The sequence below is a fragment of the Shewanella atlantica genome (assembly GCF_003966265.1).
GTDB classification, from domain to species: Bacteria; Pseudomonadota; Gammaproteobacteria; order Enterobacterales; family Shewanellaceae; genus Shewanella; species Shewanella atlantica.
In genome coordinates this window covers 232,861-249,686 of the sequence record NZ_RXNV01000001.1, presented here as the reverse complement: position 1 = coordinate 249,686, position 16,826 = coordinate 232,861, and the positions used below count along the sequence as shown (strand labels likewise).

At 45.1% G+C, this 16,826-nt stretch carries 16 protein-coding genes; 10 read left to right on the top strand and 6 right to left on the bottom strand.

From position 1 onward, the window contains the following. The first annotated feature begins 476 nt into the window (after positions 1 to 476). The 7 genes from EKG39_RS00990 to EKG39_RS00960 all read left to right on the top strand — a co-directional run bounded on the left by EKG39_RS00990 (position 477) and on the right by EKG39_RS00960 (position 7,326). Positions 477 to 989, top strand: a complete 513-nt coding sequence (locus tag EKG39_RS00990) for a hypothetical protein (protein ID WP_126503386.1) — start codon at positions 477 to 479, stop codon at positions 987 to 989. 223 nt (positions 990 to 1,212) lie between these two features. Continuing rightward, positions 1,213 to 1,944 carry a hypothetical protein gene (locus EKG39_RS00985; protein ID WP_126503384.1) on the top strand — a complete coding sequence of 244 codons (732 nt, stop codon included), beginning with the start codon at positions 1,213 to 1,215 and terminating at the stop codon, positions 1,942 to 1,944. Between the two features lie 289 nt (positions 1,945 to 2,233). Beyond that, positions 2,234 to 4,351 carry an anaerobic ribonucleoside-triphosphate reductase gene (nrdD, locus tag EKG39_RS00980; protein ID WP_126503382.1) on the top strand — a complete coding sequence of 706 codons (2,118 nt, stop codon included), beginning with the start codon at positions 2,234 to 2,236 and terminating at the stop codon, positions 4,349 to 4,351. A 180-nt stretch (positions 4,352 to 4,531) separates the two neighbouring features. Then, on the top strand, positions 4,532 to 5,005 hold the full coding sequence (nrdG, locus tag EKG39_RS00975; RefSeq protein WP_126503380.1) for an anaerobic ribonucleoside-triphosphate reductase-activating protein: 474 nt from the start codon (positions 4,532 to 4,534) through the stop codon (positions 5,003 to 5,005). Positions 5,006 to 5,164: 159 nt separating this feature from the next. Continuing rightward, entirely contained in the window at positions 5,165 to 5,521 is a 357-nt protein-coding gene (locus EKG39_RS00970) for a YibL family ribosome-associated protein (protein ID WP_126503378.1), read from the top strand. A gap of 296 nt (positions 5,522 to 5,817) precedes the next feature. Continuing rightward, on the top strand, positions 5,818 to 6,435 hold the full coding sequence (gene ribA, locus EKG39_RS00965) for a GTP cyclohydrolase II (protein ID WP_126503376.1): 618 nt from the start codon (positions 5,818 to 5,820) through the stop codon (positions 6,433 to 6,435). Between the two features lie 72 nt (positions 6,436 to 6,507). Then, a complete protein-coding gene (locus tag EKG39_RS00960; RefSeq protein WP_126503374.1) occupies positions 6,508 to 7,326 on the top strand; it encodes a hypothetical protein in 819 nt (272 codons plus the stop codon). Here the strand turns inward: EKG39_RS00960 and EKG39_RS00955 are convergent. Then, entirely contained in the window at positions 7,323 to 8,210 is an 888-nt protein-coding gene (locus EKG39_RS00955) for a LysR family transcriptional regulator (protein ID WP_126503372.1), read from the bottom strand. The two genes, EKG39_RS00960 and EKG39_RS00955, sit on opposite strands and share 4 nt — an antisense overlap. Positions 8,211 to 8,352: 142 nt before the next feature. Here EKG39_RS00955 and EKG39_RS00950 point away from each other — a divergent pair, with 142 nt between their 5' ends. Continuing rightward, a complete protein-coding gene (locus EKG39_RS00950) occupies positions 8,353 to 9,330 on the top strand; it encodes a zinc-dependent alcohol dehydrogenase family protein (RefSeq protein ID WP_126503370.1) in 978 nt (325 codons plus the stop codon). Positions 9,331 to 9,357: 27 nt separating this feature from the next. Continuing rightward, positions 9,358 to 10,077, top strand: a complete 720-nt coding sequence (locus EKG39_RS00945) for an SDR family NAD(P)-dependent oxidoreductase (protein WP_126503368.1) — start codon at positions 9,358 to 9,360, stop codon at positions 10,075 to 10,077. A gap of 66 nt (positions 10,078 to 10,143) precedes the next feature. On the opposite strand, the gene EKG39_RS00940 is transcribed toward EKG39_RS00945, so the two are convergent. Then, positions 10,144 to 11,676: a DUF3612 domain-containing protein gene (locus EKG39_RS00940; protein ID WP_126503367.1), complete on the bottom strand. Its 1,533-nt coding sequence runs from the start codon at positions 11,674 to 11,676 to the stop codon at positions 10,144 to 10,146. Positions 11,677 to 11,883: 207 nt separating this feature from the next. Here EKG39_RS00940 and EKG39_RS00935 point away from each other — a divergent pair, with 207 nt between their 5' ends. Beyond that, entirely contained in the window at positions 11,884 to 12,402 is a 519-nt protein-coding gene (locus EKG39_RS00935) for an aldolase/citrate lyase/malate synthase family protein (protein WP_126503365.1), read from the top strand. 106 nt (positions 12,403 to 12,508) lie between these two features. On the opposite strand, the gene EKG39_RS00930 is transcribed toward EKG39_RS00935, so the two are convergent. The 4 genes from EKG39_RS00930 to EKG39_RS00915 all read right to left on the bottom strand — a co-directional run bounded on the left by EKG39_RS00930 (position 12,509) and on the right by EKG39_RS00915 (position 16,746). Continuing rightward, a complete protein-coding gene (locus tag EKG39_RS00930) occupies positions 12,509 to 12,865 on the bottom strand; it encodes a VF530 family protein (protein ID WP_126503362.1) in 357 nt (118 codons plus the stop codon). A 127-nt stretch (positions 12,866 to 12,992) separates the two neighbouring features. Further along, complete coding sequence (locus EKG39_RS00925) at positions 12,993 to 15,419, bottom strand: S8 family serine peptidase (protein WP_126503361.1); 2,427 nt, start codon at positions 15,417 to 15,419, stop codon at positions 12,993 to 12,995. A gap of 603 nt (positions 15,420 to 16,022) precedes the next feature. Next, positions 16,023 to 16,421, bottom strand: coding sequence for a rhodanese-like domain-containing protein (locus EKG39_RS00920; protein WP_126503359.1), 399 nt, complete (start codon positions 16,419 to 16,421; stop codon positions 16,023 to 16,025). Between the two features lie 106 nt (positions 16,422 to 16,527). Next, positions 16,528 to 16,746 carry a YgaP family membrane protein gene (locus EKG39_RS00915; RefSeq protein WP_126503357.1) on the bottom strand — a complete coding sequence of 73 codons (219 nt, stop codon included), beginning with the start codon at positions 16,744 to 16,746 and terminating at the stop codon, positions 16,528 to 16,530. Positions 16,747 to 16,826: the final 80 nt, after the last annotated feature.

The following is a 16,826-nucleotide window of genomic DNA, read 5'->3' as shown; positions in this document are numbered from 1 at the left end:
ATTTATGGTTTTGTTAATATCAATATTGCTCTCACTGCCACAATGATAACCGTTGCCTGTGATAAAGGCTTTGCGATAACGAATTTATCGATGGGGACAGCGTATCTATAAAACACTATTTCCCCGCCTCTCCAAAAATAAAAGATACTTCAGATTAAAATACAGTCAGGCAACTCACTCGCCTGTTGTTAATAAAATGTAAATGACGTAGGCTCCACTACCAATTAACGCAACAAGTATTTTTAGCCGTTAAGGGAGCATGAATTTTCGCCGTTAGTCTATATCCCTCTTCGGTATCGTTAATCTTTTAAACTAGTGTCTTCTCATCAATACTCGGGTAATCATGATTATGCCCAGAGAGTTGGGTTGGGGAAGGGGAAAGCAAAATTAATGAAAATTGGTGCAGGCTATCGCCAACGTTAATTTTGCCGCTGTGAACATTAGACTTTACTCATCACATCATTTAAGGAAAACTGATGACAATTAAAACAATTCTAAAAAGTACGCTAGTGAGTACTGTGTTGTTAAGCAATTTTGCAATTGCTGATGATGATCAAATTTTGATCGGGGCATTTCATGACTACGGGATAACTAAGTGTGACAGCTTTATTCTTGAAAATAGCCAGCTTCAAGGAAATTGGAACCTATTTATTAATAAACATAAGGGAGGGATTGATGGCCCTTCTACAGAGGTTACAGTTACACAGATCTACGGCTCAGAGGGCGATACGGTAAAGGTTGAAGATACTTATATACAAACGGCTAAAAAATGTTTCTTGAGAAATACCTGGACATTAACTTTTAAAGGCTCATGTGCCGATAATGTCGATTTAAATGATTGGTATGTTTCCAATGAGATGCCGAATAAAGATTATACCACTTACAAAAATGCTGGTGGTTTGGAGCTACATGCAAAAGAAATTTCAATGGGTAATTTTAAAGCCTGTATTCAGGAAGGTTCGAAACGCTCTTCTGCGAAGCATGGCTAGTTAGTCCAAGCATATAGTGTGTTTAGCTATCGCTGTTGTTGCTTAATGTGGCCAATTCAGCGATAGCATATTCCTCTGCTACACATTCGACTCCTAAATTGACTCCATCTGTTCTTCCTCTGGTTAAATACTATTTTTAATCGCTAAAGTCTTGATTCGCTATCGTTTCGGCATGATTCCTGCTTGTTGATTGCATCAGTTCTTTTACGCCGACTTTTTGACAATGAATCCAATAGCTAATGCTACCAGTGCCGCAAGCCAGCTCTCCACTGCCCCTAATGTTGCCGATGCCTATGGCGTTAACAGCCAGCAGACTGAGGCGGGGAAGAGCAGCGACAAAGTAAGCTTAAGTCAATCTCAATCGACGCGTGCGTCTTCATCGAAAGAAGCGGTTAAAGATGAGTCTGTCTCTCTCTCCCCCCGAGCGCAAAGAGCTCAAAAAATTGAGGGCATGGCTAAAGACTTCTTTAGCTCCGGAAACTTCACGACCCAGGATATTCCAAGATTGGTACAGCGCCTGTATCAGGATGGGATCTTGTCTGATTCACAACTGACACGATTATCGGAAGGCGGTTTCGATATTCCGGATCCTACAACTAAGCCGGAAGATCTGAAGTCCTTTATTAAGGAGCAGCGTAATGAGCTAGAAACTGCTCAGGCTGAAAAGGGTGAGGGAGCTTCGTCAGGTACCGAAGGTGTGTTAATAAAATTACTCGATGATGCCGAGAGTGTCATAGATGGGATGGGAAATGCACAAAGTCCGGTGATCAGCCAGAAAGCCACGAGAGTCTCTGCCCAACTGAATGTGTATCTCAGGGGCGATGTTGAATTAACCCAGAGTTCTCGTGAGCAGTGGCAGGGGTTAAAATCTGTCATGCAGTTAGCCGCTTCGATGGGAGATAATCAACAAGCCAGCGGTCAACTCAGCAGCTATCTTGCTCTTGGGAAAGCATAACTCAACAGGTATCTTCCTCTTTGAAAAGAATAAGTAATTTTTATCCACAATTTTTACCACTCTTATCCTTCATCTAGCCCTCTTTTGTGTCAGGGTCAAGGGTCAAATCAGAGATAAGTGGCCCCATAGGCACTTATCTTTTGTTCTTTTCTCACATCCAAATTTATATGATCGAGATCAATGTTCTCTTGTGATGTTTGTAGCTTAATACGCAACATATTGTGCTGGATAGTCATGAATACACTATATGTGGTGTTAAATTCAGCGTCACTTGAGGAGATATTAAACAATGCCAGTGGTTATAAAGCGGGATGGTTACCGCACGCCTTTTGACGAAACAAGGATTAGAGATGCTGTAGCGGCTGCAGCGAACTCGGCAGGTATTGATGATAATGACTATGCAGCTCAGGTTGCCCAAAAAGTGGCGAAGAGCGTTGCTGACGTGCCAGAAGTTGATATTCATGACCTGCAAGATATCGTTGAAAACCAATTGATGGAAGGGCCCTATAAATCCCTCGCTCGTGTTTACATCGAATATCGTCATGACAGAGATCTTCATCGCGAGACCAGCAGCCGCTTGAACCAAGAGATTAAAGGCCTGGTTGAGCAGAGTAATGCTGCCCTGCTTAACGAAAATGCCAATAAAGATTCTAAAGTGATCCCGACTCAACGTGATCTGTTGGCCGGTATTGTGGCTAAGCATTATGCCACTCGCCACATATTACCTAAAGATGTGGTTGCGGCTCATGAGTCTGGTGAGATCCATTATCACGATCTGGATTATGCGCCATTCTTCCCTATGTTCAACTGTATGTTGATCGATCTTGCCGGTATGTTGACCAATGGCTTTAAGATGGGCAACGCCGAGATTGAGACGCCTAAGTCTATCTCGACAGCGACCGCTGTGACAGCACAGATCATCGCTCAGGTGGCCAGCCATATTTATGGCGGAACTACGATCAACCGTATCGATGAAGTGTTAGCGCCATTTGTAGCAAAGAGCTACGATAAACATTATCAGGTTGCTCTGACTTGGGGGATCACAGATGCCAAAGCATTTGCGACGACTCAAACCGAGAAAGAGTGTCACGATGCATTCCAGTCTCTGGAATATGAAGTGAACACTTTGCACACGGCAAACGGCCAAACTCCATTTGTTACTTTCGGGTTCGGATTAGGGACTTCATGGGAGTCTCGTTTAATTCAAGAATCTATGATGAAGGTACGAATTGCAGGTTTAGGTAAGAACCGTAAGACTGCGGTATTCCCTAAGTTAGTTTTCGCCATTCGTGATGGTATCAACCATAAAGATGGTGATTGTAACTACGATATCAAGCGTCTGGCACTTAAGTGCGCCAGTACCCGCATGTACCCGGATATTCTCAACTATGAGCAGGTAGAGAAGGTTACCGGTTCATTTAAGACGCCTATGGGCTGTCGTAGTTTCCTCGGCACTTATGAGGAAGATGGTGAATTGGTGCATGAAGGACGTAACAACTTAGGTGTGGTGAGTCTTAACCTGCCTCGTGTAGCGCTAGAGGCTAATGGTGATGAGGCCGAGTTCTACCGTATTCTCGATCAACGTCTGCTTATTGCCCGTAAAGCTTTGGATACCCGTATCGAACGTTTAGAGGGCGTAAAAGCCAGAGTGGCTCCGATCCTTTATATGGAAGGTGCATGTGGAGTACGTCTGCGTGCCGACGATGATATATCTACGATTTTCAAAAATGGTCGTGCATCGATCTCCTTGGGTTACATCGGGCTTCACGAGACCATTAATGCACTGTATGGCACCGATAAGCACGTCTATGACTGCGAGTTATTGCGGGAAAAATCGATTGCCCTCGTTGAGTATATGAAAGCGGCGACGGTTAAGTGGAAAGATGAGTCAGGTTATGGTTTCAGCCTATATAGTACACCGAGTGAAAATCTGTGTAGTCGTTTCTGTAAGCTCGATACTAAAATTTTTGGTGTCGTCGAAGGTGTGACACAGAAAGGTTATTACACTAACAGCTTCCATCTCGATGTTGAAAAAGCCGTAAACCCATACGATAAACTCGACTTCGAACTGCCTTATCCGGCCTTAGCCAACGGCGGGTTTATCTGTTACGGCGAATATCCGAATATGCAGAATAACCTCGAAGCATTAGAGGATGTCTGGGATTATAGCTACAACCGTGTTCCTTATTACGGAACAAATACGCCAATTGATGAGTGTTACGATTGCGGTTATACCGGTGAGTTTGAATGTACCAGTAAGGGCTTTACTTGCCCTAAATGTGGTAACCATGAGCCAAGCCGGGTTTCTGTGACACGTCGTGTTTGTGGTTACCTGGGAAGTCCCGATGCCCGACCATTTAACTATGGTAAGCAGGAAGAGGTTAAGCGACGAGTGAAGCACCTCTAACTCGTTTTCAGCTTAACGATTCAAACTTAACGAAAAGTGTTATCGGTAGACGCAACTGACCTGAGTTAGTTGCGTCATTTTACTTTTGTCGCTTTATTTTCGTTATTTGAGCAGTGCTTCCGATCAATAAACACTTTGAAACTGTAGACAAAATAAAGATTAAAATCGCAAGGTATCGCAATGAACTACCATCAATATTTCCCCATAGATGTGATTAATGGACCGGGTACTCGGGCTAGCCTGTTTGTCTCCGGCTGTGAGCATCAATGTCGTGGCTGCTATAACCAGTCGACGTGGAAGCCTTGCAGCGGGCATGAGTTCAATAGCGCGATGCAAGAGCAGGTATTGAGCGATCTGAAAGATACCCGTATCAAACGTAGAGGTTTGTCTCTGTCGGGGGGCGATCCGCTTCACCCTGCGAATGTTTCAACGATATTAGCTTTGGTCAAAAGGGTTAAAGCAGAATGTCCCGATAAGGATATCTGGTTGTGGACAGGATACCTGTTGGACGAATTAGATGATGCCCAGCGTGCCGTGGTCGAATATATCGATGTTGTGGTCGATGGCAAGTTTGAGCAGGAACTGGCCGATCCCAGCTTAGTGTTTCGTGGTAGCAGTAATCAGGTTATTCACTATCTGACACAAAAGCGATAACTGTATTCACACAGATACGTTATAATAGCCATCAAACGAACAAAGCATTAAAAAAAACAGCCGTAATACCCAAACGCTCTCTGCAACGAGCATTTTAAAGTGGCTTGGGTACATATCAGGGCTGTTTTTGCATTTTATAGAATTATTTAAGGCACGAGCATGAATTTAAAAGAAGAGCTTCATGGACTTAGCGACAAGCTAGAACAGTTTCGTCGTAAATTAGCCGCTGCTGAAAAGCGTGGTGACAAAGGGATCATGTTGCAATTTACGCAAGAGATAAACAAGGTCACTAAGCGTATTGCCAGTGTTAAAGCACAGCAGACTCGTGAACTGAGTAAGAAAGGTGGCAGTGTTGCTGGCTTGAAGTTTAATCGCGTTCTGACTAAGGCTGAACAGGCCGATATGGGTAAGCTTAAAAAGTCAGTCAAAGGCTTAGTGGTTGTACATCCTATGACGGCATTAGGCCGTGAAATGGGGATCACCCAGGTGACAGGCTTTGCGCCCAAAGAATTTTAATTACTGAATAATTACTCCACCGCGATTATTCATTAGTGAGCGACTTCAAATTATTTTGTTGTCGCCACGCGTATCCTTCGTACGCTGGCGTTGTGAGTCAACTATCATTTCAGGTGAATCAATAGCCGATTAAATCGCTAGGGTATTTCACTTAAAGATAAAAACACATAAAATACTCCGCCTGAGTACGGGACAGAATTAATAGTCGTTGAAGGCATTTCATCAGTGGCTATAGGTCTCGTTGTTTTTTCTGGATTGTCGTCGTCTCAGGGAAAGAGAGTCGTTAAGGTTATTTCATGTCGATTAAGTATGTCGCTTCTTCAAAGCTGCCCACACCATGGGGCGTATTTACCATGCATGGTTTCGAAGATTCCGATACAGGAAAAGAGCATGTGGCGCTGACATTAGGTACGCTAGATGCAAACACCCCGATTTTAGGTCGTATTCACTCCGAGTGTTTAACCGGTGATGCCCTGTTCAGTTTACGTTGTGATTGTGGATTTCAACTGCAAACCGCAATGCAGAACATTGCCGAAGCGGGTCAAGGTTTTATCCTTTATCTTCGTCAGGAAGGACGCGGGATTGGTCTGCTGAATAAGATCCGCGCCTATGAGTTACAAGATCAAGGTGCCAATACCGTTGAGGCCAATGAAAGATTAGGTTTTCCGGCCGATATGCGAAAATACGATATGATCTTACCTATGATGGAGAAGATCGGTATTAAGCAAGTGAAGCTGATGACCAATAACCCTCGCAAAGTTAAGGCGATGAAAGAGCTGGGTATCGAGGTCGTCGAGCGCATACCGCTTCAGGTGGGTAAAAACCGCTATAACGAAGGGTATCTGAAGACTAAGTCTACTGAACTTGGTCATATGATGTCAGAATATCATTTTTCCGGTGACGAAAAAGAGTAAGCTTCACTGTAGATTTTCAGAGCGCCTCTCGCTATATTCAGAACCATAATTATAAAATCCGCACCTTAATTTATGGTTCTGAACAAAACCTGTTCCATTTTTATCTCTATCCTCTTTTTCTCCTCTTCTGTTTATGGTGAAGAAGACTTTACTCATTACGCTTTTGCTAACTATTTAGGCAGTGGTCTGTATAGAACCTCGGGGCAAAATGCGACTGTTATTAACCTTCCTTTAAGTTTCGAACTTCAAAAAAATGACACACAGGCATTACTACTAAGAGCACCTGTATCACTGGGCTTCTTTAACTTTAAGTGGAGTGATGTGCCTGAAGGGGACTTGCCTTCAAGTGTAGGAACTATGACCTTTACGCCAGGGATCGAGTATCGCGTCCGCAGATCCGACAAGTATGAGTTTCAAAGTTATTTTGATCTTGGCTATGGCAAGAATTTTACTTCGGGAACCAATGTGGCGATCATGTCGGCCGGTGTTTCCAGCCTGCTCGATTTGGAATTTAAACAGACTAAGCCCAGATGGGTAAATCGTCTGTATTTCGCAGGATACAGAAGCTTCGGTGGTGAGCAGAAGGAAACCTATTCCGCCCTTCAATCGGGGATAGATATTGGCACAGATATTCACTGGCGTTGGAACTGGCTGGGGGTCGATGTTGAGCCTCGTGTGTTTGCAGTGGGCTACTGGTACTTCGATAGACTTAAAATTGCCACGCCATTTGGTGAAGATGTGCTGGTTTCCAACAGTTTGGAGGTTGGCGCGACTCTGGCCTTCTCGAAACCGATTCTCTGGGAGTGGATGGGGATAGATAGGCTAGGTTTAAGTGTCAGGGCAGGTGATGGAGTTCAGGCCTGGCGTTTGATATTCGAGTTTCCTATCTAATCTAAATGCTCTTTAAGGTAATCCAGAAATACCCTGATTTTCGGAGAGATAAGCTCTCTTCTTAAATAGATGGCATAGGTTGAGCTCATACTTTCGTAGGGACTGAATGTATGCTGCTTGAGCACATGAGCCAGACTGCCATCTTTAAGCTCTTGGCGGACCGCCCATAATGGCATTAGGGCGAGGCCAGCATGGCTCAGCAGTAACTGTTTTTGGCCATTGACAGAGTTTACCGTGATCCCACCGCTAATCGACAACTTCTTAGGTTTGTCATCCATCAGGAACCACTCTCGCCACCCCGCGTATCCGTAACGAATACAGTCATAATCCGTTAATTCCTGAGGGGCCTCAGGGCTGCCGTGTTGGGCCAGGTATTGAGGGCTGGAACAAAGCATAAAGTTATTATCGGCAAGTTTACGGGCGATAAGGTTCGAGTCCGGCAGGCGGCCACTTCTAATGGCAATGTCAACATTGTCTTCCACCAGATCGATGACCCGTTCGGTGAGTTCGAGTTCGATTTTTATGTCAGGAAATTGCTCCATAAAGGCGGGGATCAAGGGAAGCACACAGTTTTCCCCGAAACCGACGGTCATGCTGACTTTCAGGGAGCCTTTTGGGTTTTGTTGTAGGTCGTTTACCGCTCTGTGGGCTTCATCTAGTTCAGAGACGATTCGCTGTGAATATTGATAATAGGTGAGCCCCGCTTCAGTGAGCCCGATATTACGCGTGGTGCGATTAAGCAGGCTTATTCCCAACTCTTTTTCCAGAGCGATAAGTTGGCGGGATATGGATGAAGGTTGCACATCGAACACCCGACTCGCCTCCGAAATACTTCCCGTTTCGACTACGGAATTAAAGTAGTGCAGCCTGGTGATCATACTCATGTTGATCTGCTTCTGTTGGATAATCGAGCAGGTAGCTTAGTCCGCTTTTGCCTAAAAAGCAAAGCAGGTTTGTTTTGTTGGTTGTTGTTGGTTCTTAGTGCAATCAATAAGATAGCCCCACTGACTATTTGAGGGCACAAACATGAAAGCAATGATCATTAAACAACTGGGTTCGAGTGACGTATTTCAACTTGCAGAGAAAGCGATGCCGTTAGTGAAAAGCGGGCATATGCTGGTGGAAGTGAAAGCAAGCAGTGTCAATCCGTTAGATACCATGCTGCGCTCCAGCGATACCCCCTGGTCTGCAAATTTACCTGAGATCTTACATGGTGATGTGGCCGGCATAGTGACTGAGATTGCCCCAGATGTGAGCAATTTCAAGGTCGGCGATGAGGTTTATGGCTGCGCCGGAGGGATTGCAGGTATCGATGGTGCGCTTGCCGAATTTATGTTGGTCGATGCAGACTTGATGGCGCATAAGCCTAAGACCGTGACGATGAAGGAAGCGGCCGCTCTGCCTCTGGTATCTATTACAGCTTGGGAAGCACTGCATAACAAGCTAGCTGTAAAAGCGGGAGATAAGGTGCTTATTCATGGTGCGACCGGAGGCGTGGGTCATATCGCTATTCAGCTAGCTAAATATTTTGGCGCAGACGTGACGGCGACTTCTATGCCTCAAAACGTGGCTGTCGCTGAAACCTTAGGGGCGGATAACTTAGTCAACGTGGCACAGCAAACCGTACAGGAGTATGTGGCGCAATATACCGACGGCGTAGGCTTCGATGCCATCTTCGATACGGTGGCCGGTGACAATATTCAGCGCAGTTTCGAGGCGGCAAGATTCAATGGGGCCGTTGCGACGACCCTGCCTATTGAGAACGTTTTACAGGTGGCATTAAAAAGCCTGAGTTTTCACAGCGTCCTGATGCTTATCCCTATGGTTGAGGGGATCAACCGCAGTTCTCACGGTGAGATCTTAACCAAAGTCGCCGAACTGGTCGATCTTGGTATTGTGAAACCACTTCTGGATGACTCTGATTTCACCATCTGGCAGGTCGCCGATGCCCATGCCAGATTAGAGTCCGGCGCAGTGGTCGGTAAAATTGCATTAACGGCTTAGCTCTCATTCCGATTAAAGGAGATAGATATGAATAATCAAAAGATTAAGACTGCCACGGTCGCCGCATGCTGTGGTGTTGTCGGCAGAGCCTTAGTGCAAGAGTTAGTCTCGGCCGGAGCCTCTGTGGTGGGGTTTTGCAGGCCGGGTGATGAAGCAAGAGCACAAGATTTAGCGGCTAAGTATCCCGGTAAATTTACCGCGCTCTTTGGTGACCTCACTTCATCAAAGAGTGCTAAAGAGCTGATCACAGAATCACTCGAAGTCTTGGGTGGCGTCATAGATGCCCACTACCACGCCGTAGGAGTGTACTCCTGGAGTAGTTGGAGCGATGTCAGTGAAGAGGAAGTTGCAAGGTTGTGGAGCTCGAACTTCACTACAGCCTGGAGCCTTGGTCGTGAAATTTTCGATGCTATGAAGAGTCAGGGCGCAGGTGCCCTGATGTTTGTGTCCGCAAGAGACACGATTCGTTCGGCTCCGGCAGGAATGGGACCTTACTTGGCATCGAAAGCGGCACTCAATATGTTTGTGCAGAGTCTTGCGGTAGAGGGGGTACCTTTCGGAATACGGGTTAATGCGGTATTACCGACCATCATAGACACTCAGGTCAACAGAGAGGCGATGCCGGATGAAGATCCATCGAGCTGGGTTGATCCGGAACAATTAGCGGGAGTGATGCTCGATCTTAGCCAGGCATCACGGGCAAACGTATCCGGTGCCTTAATTCCGGTTCAGGGCAAGATGGTATAAAACTGATGGGGGATAGCCACGAATAAGCCGGCTCTCCTTTCCCTATAACGGCTTATAGGTTTAAGCTTATCCCTCACATTGGCTCTTTCCCGATTGGTAACAGCTGGGATCTCGCGGACACACCGCGCCTCTGGAGCAGATCACTCTGGCCTCAGTTTCAATGCCTCGTTCTACCCAGTTTATATTGAGAATTTTCGCTACGCTCATCAGTTCTTTTTTGATGACTTTAGGTATCGATGCCGAGCCGCCTTGGGCCACGCAAGCCTGCTTCAGATCCGATGCCAGTGAAAGTGCATCGCCACCTTGTGCTTCGATAGCCGGGTTGAGATCGATACCCGCACAAAGTACATGATTATTTCCGGCAAGATCTTCAACTTTTATCGACTCACAGCAATAGATCCTGGGTTCATTTTCGACATTGAGTATCGAGATCTGTGCCGATGTGCCTGTTGTTGGTTCATTGATCATCCGAAATACAGCCCAATGCTGACAGGGGTCCTGCACCTGTCTCATGTTCCCCCAAGGTAGCGGAATACCATTACCTCGATACACCGCTTTTAGTTTACCCGGGGCGTAGGCATCGAAATAGTGCCAGTGGGGGTATGGAGAGACTACCGTCATTCTGCGCATGGCGACCGAGGCCGAAATGCCCAGCTGTTTATGAACATCTATCTCATAGCCGTGGCGATCGAGTAGCTGTCTGAATGGCACCTTAGGGCAGAGCAGGGCGCCGGCAAAAAAGCTTGATTCAAAATCTCGCCAGGCATGGAGAATATCTTGTGCATTAACGGTCGAAGATTGGGGGATCCCCGATTCTACATCTGCACTGATCTGACTGCGACCTGTGGTTAGCACAGACTTTAGCCCGTCCTTGTTGTGCAGCACGCAGTGGCCTATATGTACGGCGAGATCGTATTTGAGCCTAATAGGTGTCGTCTTGAGTTGTTCATTGACGTAGATAGTCGATGGTGGCTCGAAGAATGAGGTGACAAGTTGACTGGAGGTGACGCCCATTTCATCGACAACATCATGAGGGGTATCGTTGATCCATTTTATCGAGAGCCCCAAACCTTTCGCTATATCCATCAAATCTTCAACCGCGAGTGGCATGCGCTTCAGGCCTATCTCTTCGGCTGCACGTTCGAGATCCGGAAAGTGATTCTGATGATGTTCCTGATGGGCTCGGATAAGTAGATGGGCAAATTGACGGCCGGTAATGCCGGTTTGAGATAACATCTCTGGAATGGCTATTTGCAAAATATCCTTTGAAAACAGGAAACTTGGTTCTAACGCCATACCACTTATCCCGCCTCGTCTGCCTTTTTCGGGGGTAATGGCTTGATCTTCAGGGACATCGTCTAAGAACCAATCGACCTCTTTTTGAAAAACGGCGGCGATGACGGCCATCATGCCTGCGCTGGGTACCCGCTTTCCTCTTTCAATCATAGAGAGATAAGAGACCGATGGAGCCGAATCGGCATCGACTCGAACACATCGAGCAGACAGATCCTCCATAGTCAAATGATTACGTTTTCTTAGGTTTCTTATCTTAGTTCCCAGAAAATGTGACTTTCTCATCAAGCTTTGATTATTGCGCATTTTGTAAAATTCACAGTGTAAAATTTTAATTGTGAAATTGTAGTAAAAAATTCGCTAGACTACAAATTAAGCAATCAGGGAAAAGTAATTCTATTGAATATCGAGGTCGGGATAAGAATTTGATATTCAATTAAGGTGTAATATTTTTTCTATGCTTTTGTAAATAATGGAAAATCTAACTTAAGACCGAGTGAAGAGGATAAGGCTATGGACATTTCAACAAGCAATAGTATTCAAAGTGAGCAGAACTTTAATGACCTTATCAATGCTGAAGTTGTGAATGTGGAGCTTGTCAAAACTTCACAAAGTGAAACAGCAATAGCCAACGCGAAGCAGTTTCTTGACAGCACATTTCCATTAGCAAAGGGGTCGCATAAGGATGTTAGCAGTTATGTGGTTTACTACCAGCAGTTGCTGATCTTCTTCACCGACGGTACTCATACGGGCTTGAAAGACCCTAAGCAGTTTGTCGCTTTAAATGGTCATAAGAGTGAACCCTCGGCCATCTTGCTGCGAGATAAGGGTACACATGTGGAGTTGACATTCGACCGTTGTGGCGAGGTTGGTGCTTATGACAGAGCCAATGTTGAAGACATTCAAATTGAAGGTCACAGGTATTGGATAAGTCTGCTCAATGTCGATGCCAAACGTATGATCGATGGGTCACTGCAAGATCAGATATTTACCGCAAAAGATGGATCTGACTACATGTTAAAAGCGGCATAAAAGTCTATACCGTTAGAGTTCGGTGATAAGTAGAAAGAGATTAAAAAAAGGCTGAAAGCATTCACTTTCAGCCTTTTTGCTGTGACTATTTTGTTATGGAATTTGTTTATTTTCCCCAGATATTGGCATTGACCTGGGTGTCATCATTTGAGTCTTTATTCGGTTTAGCTGCCGCTCTGCTTTTCGCTGCGCGAAGCGTTTTATCACTGGCTTGATAGCCGTCATCCCTTGGCTTTTTCGCTGGCAAAGGTAATTTATTCATCTTAAGATAAAGATATTCGACCTTCTCTCTGGCCCAGAGGGTTTTACGCAGGAACCTCAGGCTCGACTTGATACTGGGATCATGATTAAAACAACGAATGTCTATTCGGGAGCCAAGCTCTTCCCAGCCGTAATGATCGACCAGATCTGTAAGTAAATCTTCTAGCTTGATACCGTGAAGCGGATTGTTTGCTTGTGTCATGAGTTCGTTGTGTCAATTGATATTAAGTTGATTATATCAGCTATTGCGGTGTAATTAACAGGAGGTCCTTATGGTTAACTTTAATGAAAAAGAGGGCGTGAGCCCTCTCTTTAGTTGTTTCAACTTATTATTGGAAGCTTAACTCCCAAGAGTCGATGCTACCTGTATCACGGCGACCACTGTCTACCGCTTTTAACTTCCACTCTCCGGCAGATTCTATGCCAGTGGTATCGACGGTGTAGGTCTGGTTAATGTTATCTGTGCTGCTCCCTGTGTTATCGTGCAAGATAGCCACTTCACCCGTTGGAGTATGAAGTTCAACTTGCAGATCACCGATATAGGTGTGGCTGATGTTGACTGTCACAGATACCGTGCCTGCATCACCACTTCGGCTCACAGATATAGGACTGCTGATCCCTGCAGCCTTATTGTCAGGTATAGAGTAGCTGTTAGTATTGCTATAGCTCGCCGCTCCGCCAGTGTTTCCACCCGTTGCTTCAGTATAGTTAGCGACCAGATTCACACCGCTAAATGCGCTATAACCTTGAACCATTACATAGTAAGTTCCTGATTCCGCGGTGGTGATTGGGCAAGATTCAGCGTTACCTGTCTTCCATGGACGGCAATCGTAGCTGCTTGTACTCGGCGCTGCGCCATACTGAACATACAGATCGGCATCTCCGCTTCCGCCACTCATGGTGAAGCTTAAGTCTGTCGCACCAGCTGGCACATCCAGAGAGAAGTGAAGTTCATCATTCTTCGCTCCGGTTAAGTCAGTTTTGGCTACGCCATTTTGTAACTCAGTATCATCGGTTCCGGTTCCGGTTCCAGTACCTGGATCGACCGGTCCGTCACAAGAAGCATCGAGATAGGTGTCGGCTGCCACGGCATTGACCAAACCATAACCGGTTTTATCATCGCGGCCGGCAGTTTCAAGATCTTCGGCTGTCGCGTTAAGTGCCGCACGTATTTGTGTTGCACTACATTCGGTGTGATGACTCCAGACGAGGGTAGCAACGCCCGAAACATGAGGGGTCGCCATTGAGGTGCCGTTATAATATTCATAATCTTCGTTGGCGGTATTTTCAACGGTCACCGTTGAACCCACTTGAGCTTGAAGTGCCTGTCCCGTCGTTCTGTCTACCGATACTGACACGATAGCAGCTTCATTGTTGGTATCGACCAGGAAAGGGTTCTGCAGGCCTGGAAGTTCGGTATTACCATAGACAATGACGGCACTCGCACCTGCATTATTACAGGCTCTGACGGCATCTATCTCCGGATAACCGGCGCCCTGGTTTCCGACACGCTCAACCAGACAAACCTTGCTGTTCATGTCACCACAGTTAAATGTACTGCCAGACACGGCACACTCGGCAAGTTCACCGCTAACGCTGCCAAATACCGGTGTTGGGACATGATCAGTGCCCGATTTTACGTAACGGTTGTGAGGGACGACGCCATTATCAAAATATGACAGTCCGCCAATGGTGATGTCCGCAAGACGACCTTCACCTAAAGTGACGGTTGAGAGAATCGCCTCACCCGGGCCTGAAATTTCAACCTGGTTAGTGTATTGCGAGAACGCCGCATGATCTTTGTTGTTATCGACGGCCGCAACTGACATCACTGCATCATAAGAGGCCGGATAACTGTGAGTACTGTCTCCATCATTACCTGCAGCGGCGATAAGTAAGATGCCATTATTCTGATGAGCGGTTAATGCATTTTTTTCTGTGGTGCTGGAGCTTGCACCACCTAAACTCATGGTAACAACATTTGCGCCATTGTCGACACAGGTATCAACGGCTGAAACCAGTGAAGATGAGTAACCCCAACCTGCTTCATTAAATACTTTAATGACATGGATATTGGCATTCTGGTTTGGCATGACACCGACAACACCTTCGTTGTTGGCTATAGCCGCAATGGTTCCAGCTACATGAGTACCATGTGCATTATTATTGCCGGGATCAAACCAGTTGCCAGTGCCGGAGTTATTTGTTCCCGTGACATTATTACCGCTTAAGTCATTGTGACTGCGGTCATAACCTGAATCGATAATACAAATAGTGCGATTACCGGTTTGAGCATCACTTAGACTTGTTGCGCCCACATAGGTTTGACCCCAAGGCGTTGCTTCACTTAAGAGTCTTCTTGGTACATCCTCTTCAACATATTCTACATCTGGACGTAGCTTAAGAGCCTGAAGGCCTTTAGCATTAAGTTTCGCTGTATAGCTGTTGCTGCGACCAATTCTCTTCATCTCTTTGGCAGAAGCATTATTCATTGCTCTGTGATGAGAGAAAACTTCGTTTGATCTTGGCTCATATTGAACCTCACTGATTTCATCTGCTTGAGATTGAATAGCGCTTAATCCACTGTTCTTAAATTTAACAATATAGCGCTTTGGTAAAGGTGATGATTGTTTACTGTCAGCCTTCAGTGATTGTAAGCCTTGAGTGAATGTGGGAGCGGCTTGAACTGTGGCAGAGATAGCGATAGCTAAAACTGACAGGCTCAATGCCGAAGTTGTAAATTGTCTTACTGTCATAATTGTCTTCCATGCTAATTAGAATTAATCATTATTATTAGGTGGCTTTTCAGATGAACATATAAAAAACCGGTTACTCGACAGCGAATGTATCTAGATGTGAAACATTTGTAAACAATTCGTTATTCCAGTGGTGGGGGGAGATATATAGCTGAGTAAAAGATACTTTATTGAATAAATATTACGTTTAAAACGCATTTTACGCGCATGAATCGGTATTTATCCCGCATCATTATGCGAGTTAACTCTTTGATAAATACTTTGTATATTATCTGTGCTGTCTATTTATAGGTGAAATATTTTGTAAATAGCTCTAGTTAAGCTAGTGAAAATACTGATGATTTTTTAACTCGCAAGTTAGGAATAACTTAGATGTAAAAGTAATAAGTGGAGGGGGAATGATTGAAGCATAAATTGAATATAGATTTGTAGAGAGCCTCTTTTTTGGAGGATGCACTGCATAGTGTTGCTGATATTGTTTAAGTAAACAAGCTGGTCGAGTTAAGCTCGATATCAAGTATATCGGGCATTTGAAACTGAAAACGGATTCAGAAAAATGGATTGGACACCATAATATGATGTCCGGCAATCAAGTTTAAGTTATTATTTTTTTACGGCACTCATTAATGTGACATATCCGCCGCCATTGTAGCTGTTGGTATAGCCTTCAGATACTAAAGTATCGAAAGCGATTCCGCTTCTGCGTCCACTCCTGCAGTAGAGTACGACAGACTTATCTTTGGCGATCTTCCGCTCTTTAAATGCAATGGCTATCTGTTCGAAGGGGATGTTGATTGCATTCGGAAGATGGCCGGCTTGAAACTCGCCTGCCGTTCGTACGTCGACAATCATAGCCCCGGCATCGATCATATCCCATGCAACTTGAGCATCTTTATCTGCGGCCCAGGATAGCTGGCTGGCAGTGAGAGATAGCAAAGCGGCAAAGACCAAAAAGTATTTCAGTTGTAGATGCCGCTTTGATTTTAATATTTGTTTAAACACATAATTTCCTATAATTATTTTTCTGTTTTAGTGTGAACCAATCGATCTCTCCTCTCCTAGCACCGCGAGTGATATTTTCAGGGCAAGAGTTTACAAATATGAAAGATCAATTGGCCTTTATTAAAGCCTGTTCAGCCTCGGTTTTTACCCCTAGCTTTTTCATAAGTATAGCGACAGGGCAGAATCCGGTAAATGCGCTTTGAAATAGATTTACGCCGACAAATACCGTCAACCAGATGAAATTAGCATGGACCAAAGTCGTTAATACTATTGAGAGTAAAACCATCATTCCGGCAAAAGCCATGATTGCGCGTTCTATAGACATTGTTATCTCCTTTGGCGGAAACAATTTCCGCGTGCTTTGTTAGTTAATTAATGTGTTAGTCGCTTAATGTGTTAGTTGCT

Bases quoted from the DNA above. Each gene is read 5' to 3' on its own strand.
- ribA (WP_126503376.1), top strand. From the start codon at position 5,818: ATGTCGATTAAGTATGTCGCTTCTTCAAAGCTGCCCACACCATGGGGC.
- EKG39_RS00945 (WP_126503368.1), top strand. From the start codon at position 9,358: ATGAATAATCAAAAGATTAAGACTGCCACGGTCGCCGCATGCTGTGGT.
- EKG39_RS00935 (WP_126503365.1), top strand. From the start codon at position 11,884: ATGGACATTTCAACAAGCAATAGTATTCAAAGTGAGCAGAACTTTAAT.
- EKG39_RS00990 (WP_126503386.1), top strand. From the start codon at position 477: ATGACAATTAAAACAATTCTAAAAAGTACGCTAGTGAGTACTGTGTTG.
- EKG39_RS00950 (WP_126503370.1), top strand. From the start codon at position 8,353: ATGAAAGCAATGATCATTAAACAACTGGGTTCGAGTGACGTATTTCAA.
- EKG39_RS00955 (WP_126503372.1), bottom strand. From the start codon at position 8,210: ATGAGTATGATCACCAGGCTGCACTACTTTAATTCCGTAGTCGAAACG.
- EKG39_RS00940 (WP_126503367.1), bottom strand. From the start codon at position 11,676: ATGCGCAATAATCAAAGCTTGATGAGAAAGTCACATTTTCTGGGAACT.
- EKG39_RS00915 (WP_126503357.1), bottom strand. From the start codon at position 16,746: ATGTCTATAGAACGCGCAATCATGGCTTTTGCCGGAATGATGGTTTTA.
- EKG39_RS00970 (WP_126503378.1), top strand. From the start codon at position 5,165: ATGAATTTAAAAGAAGAGCTTCATGGACTTAGCGACAAGCTAGAACAG.
- nrdG (WP_126503380.1), top strand. From the start codon at position 4,532: ATGAACTACCATCAATATTTCCCCATAGATGTGATTAATGGACCGGGT.
- EKG39_RS00930 (WP_126503362.1), bottom strand. From the start codon at position 12,865: ATGACACAAGCAAACAATCCGCTTCACGGTATCAAGCTAGAAGATTTA.
- EKG39_RS00925 (WP_126503361.1), bottom strand. From the start codon at position 15,419: ATGACAGTAAGACAATTTACAACTTCGGCATTGAGCCTGTCAGTTTTA.
- nrdD (WP_126503382.1), top strand. From the start codon at position 2,234: ATGCCAGTGGTTATAAAGCGGGATGGTTACCGCACGCCTTTTGACGAA.
- EKG39_RS00985 (WP_126503384.1), top strand. From the start codon at position 1,213: ATGAATCCAATAGCTAATGCTACCAGTGCCGCAAGCCAGCTCTCCACT.
- EKG39_RS00960 (WP_126503374.1), top strand. From the start codon at position 6,508: ATGGTTCTGAACAAAACCTGTTCCATTTTTATCTCTATCCTCTTTTTC.